Here is a 3198-nt window from a genome sequence, read left to right on the forward strand (position 1 = left end):
CTCAATCAGCGGCTTCCTATCCTCCCAAGGGGCCTCCCCCTAAGTACTTTCGGCGTTTGTAGGCTTAACTGCTGTGTTCGGTATGGGAACAGGTGGACCCCTACAGCCATCACCACTGAATCTTCAGAGCCTGTGCCCTGACAACTACAGAAAACGTAAGTCTCTTTCCCTTATACTGCTCTTATCTTCGTAAGATAAGTCCTCGGCCTATTAGTACCGGTCCGCTCCATGCATTGCTGCACTTCCACTCCCGGCCTATCAACCATGTCGTCTTCATGGGGCCTTACTTGCTTACGCAATGAGAAACCTCATCTTTAGGCTGGTTTCACGCTTAGATGCTTTCAGCGTTTATCCGTCCCGAACGTAGCTACTCGGCTGTACGCCTGGCGGCATAACCGATACACCATTGGTTCGTCCACTCCGGTCCTCTCGTACTAGGAGCAGCCCCTTTCAAGTTTCTTGCGCCCGCGATGGATAGGGACCGAACTGTCTCACGACGTTCTGAACCCAGCTCGCGTACCACTTTAATGGGCGAACAGCCCAACCCTTGGGACCTACTACAGCCCCAGGATGTGATGAGCCGACATCGAGGTGCCAAACCTCCCCGTCGATATGGACTCTTGGGAGAGATAAGCCTGTTATCCCCAGGGTAGCTTTTATCCGTTGAGCGATGGCAATTCCACTCTCTACCACCGGATCACTAAGCCCGACTTTCGTCCCTGCTCGACCTGTCCGTCTCGCAGTCAAGCTCCCTTCTGCCTTTACACTCTTCGCGCGGTTTCCGTCCGCGCTGAGGGAACCTTTGGGCGCCTCCGTTGCTCTTTCGGAGGCGACCGCCCCAGTCAAACTGCCCGCCTGAGACTGTCCGCAGCCTCGTTACGGCTCTCGTTAGAATTTCAATAAAACAAGGTTGGTATCCCACCATCGACTCTGCGTACACTGGCGTGCGCGCTTCTACGTCTCCCAACTATCCTGTACATCTTCTACCAAAATTCAATCTCAGGTTACAGTAAAGCTCCATGGGGTCTTTCTGTCCAGTCGCGGGTAACCTGCATCTTCACAGGTACTTCAATTTCACCGGGTCCCTCGTTGAGACAGTGCCCAAATCGTTACACCTTTCGTGCGGGTCGGAACTTACCCGACAAGGAATTTCGCTACCTTAGGACCGTTATAGTTACGGCCGCCGTTTACTGGGGCTTCAATTCTCTGCTTCGCCTTACGGCTAACACGTCCTCTTAACCTTCCAGCACCGGGCAGGTGTCAGCATCTATACATCAGATTTCTCTTTAGCAGACGCCTGTGTTTGTGGTAAACAGTCGCTTGGGCCTCTCTTGTGCCACCCATTCCCGCTCCGGATGTTTCTATCCTTCACGTACTCTGGGTTATCCTTTTCCCGAAGTTACGGATACATTTTGCCGAGTTCCTTAACGAGGGTTTTCCCGCGCACCTTAGAATTCTCTTCTTGCCTACCTGTGTCGGTTTTGGTACGGGCGGCGTCGTCCTCACTAGAAGCTTTTCTTGACAATCGAGTCCCGGTTCCTTCACCTGTATTTCTACAGGCTCCCTATCACTTCTCGGCTTTTAGAATACCGGATTTGCCTGGTATTCAACCTACCTGCTTAGACATGCTCTTCCAATCGCATGCGAACTTTCCTTCTTGTGTCACTCCATCGCTCAAACAGACGACGTCGGTACAGGAATTTCAACCTGTTGTCCATCTCCTATGCGTCTTCGCCTCGGATTAGGTCCCGACTTACCCTGGGTCGACGATCGTTGCCCAGGAACCCTTAGGCTTTCGGTGGAAAGGATTCTCACCTTTCTTTTCGCTACTCATACCGGCATTCTCACTTCCTGCCTGTCCACCTGTCCTTCCGGTCAGGCTTCGCCCATGCAGGAACGCTCCCCTACCCATGTATTTACATACATGCCAAAGCTTCGGTTCCGTACTTTAGCCCCGGTCATCTTCGGCGCAGAGTCTCTCGACCAGTGAGCTATTACGCACTCTTTTAATGGTGGCTGCTTCTAAGCCAACATCCTGGTTGTTTTCGAAACTCCACATCCTTTACCACTTAGTACGGCATTGGGGACCTTAGCTGTTGGTCTGGGCTGTTTCCCTCTTGACTACGGGTCTTATCACTCGCAGTCTGACTCCCATGGATAAGTACAGCCATTCGTAGTTTGATTAGGTTCGGTAGCCGGATAGGCCCCTACCCTGTTCAGTGCTCTACCGCCTGCACTCTTGCCATGAGGCTAGCCCTAAAGCTATTTCGGGGAGAACCAGCTATCTCCACGTTCGATTGGCATTTCACCCCTATCCACACCTCATCCAAAAGCTTTTCAACGCTCACTGGTTCGGTCCTCCACACATTTTTACCTGTGCTTCAACCTGGGCATGGATAGATCACTGTGGTTTCGGGTCTATTCCATCCGACTTGTCGCCCTGTTCAGACTCGCTTTCGCTTCGGCTCCGCGTTTTCCGCTTAACCTCGCCGGATGAAATAACTCGCCGGTTCATTCTTCAATAGGCACGCCGTTGCACGCATACGGTGCTTCGACTGCTTGTAGACATACGGTTTCAGGTTCTCTTTCATTCCCCTCCCGGGGTTCTTTTCACCTTTCCCTCACGGTACTATGCGCTATCGGTCCATATCAGTATTTCGCCTTGGAGGGTGGTCCCCCCTGCTTCCCACAAGGTTCCTCGTGCCCCGTGGTACTCTGGATACTACCCCATACCCTTCTTTACGTCTACCGGGCTCTCACCGTCTCTGGCTCAGGTTCCCACCTGATTCGACTTCATCCAGGTACTTGTTGGTAGTCCTCAACCCCGGTGCGGTTTCCCGCTCCGGTTTGGGCTTTGCCCGCTTCGCTCGCCGCTACTGGGGGCATCTCTTTTGATTCCTCTTCCTCCGGCTACTTAGATGTTTCAGTTCACCGGGTGCCCTCCTCTCATTCGAGAGGTGACAGTACTACTACTGCCGGGTTTCCCCATTCGGAAATCTGCGGGTCACTGGTTACTTGCACCTCACCGCAGCTTATCGCAGCTTATCGCGTCCTTCTTCGGCTGATATGGCCAAGGCATCCGCCGTACGCCCTTACTTACTTAACTTACCTTTTGAGTTTTCTAAGGTTTGAACTCTCTAATTTCTTAAAGAGGTCTTTTTTCGTTTCTTACGTTTTCATGTAGTTGTCAAGGTACAG

2 rRNA genes are annotated in these 3198 nt (G+C 52.3%); both read right to left on the reverse strand.

The window, feature by feature from the left end:
* Positions 1–3: 3 nt before the first annotated feature.
* Positions 4–120, reverse strand: a 5S ribosomal RNA gene (gene rrf / locus HMPREF9429_RS00785).
* A 70-nt stretch (positions 121–190) separates the two neighbouring features.
* Positions 191–3106 (reverse strand): 23S ribosomal RNA (locus HMPREF9429_RS00790).
* Positions 3107–3198 lie beyond the last annotated feature (92 nt).

The sequence above is a fragment of the Megasphaera micronuciformis F0359 genome (assembly GCF_000165735.1).
Taxonomy (GTDB): Bacteria; Bacillota; Negativicutes; order Veillonellales; family Megasphaeraceae; genus Megasphaera; species Megasphaera micronuciformis.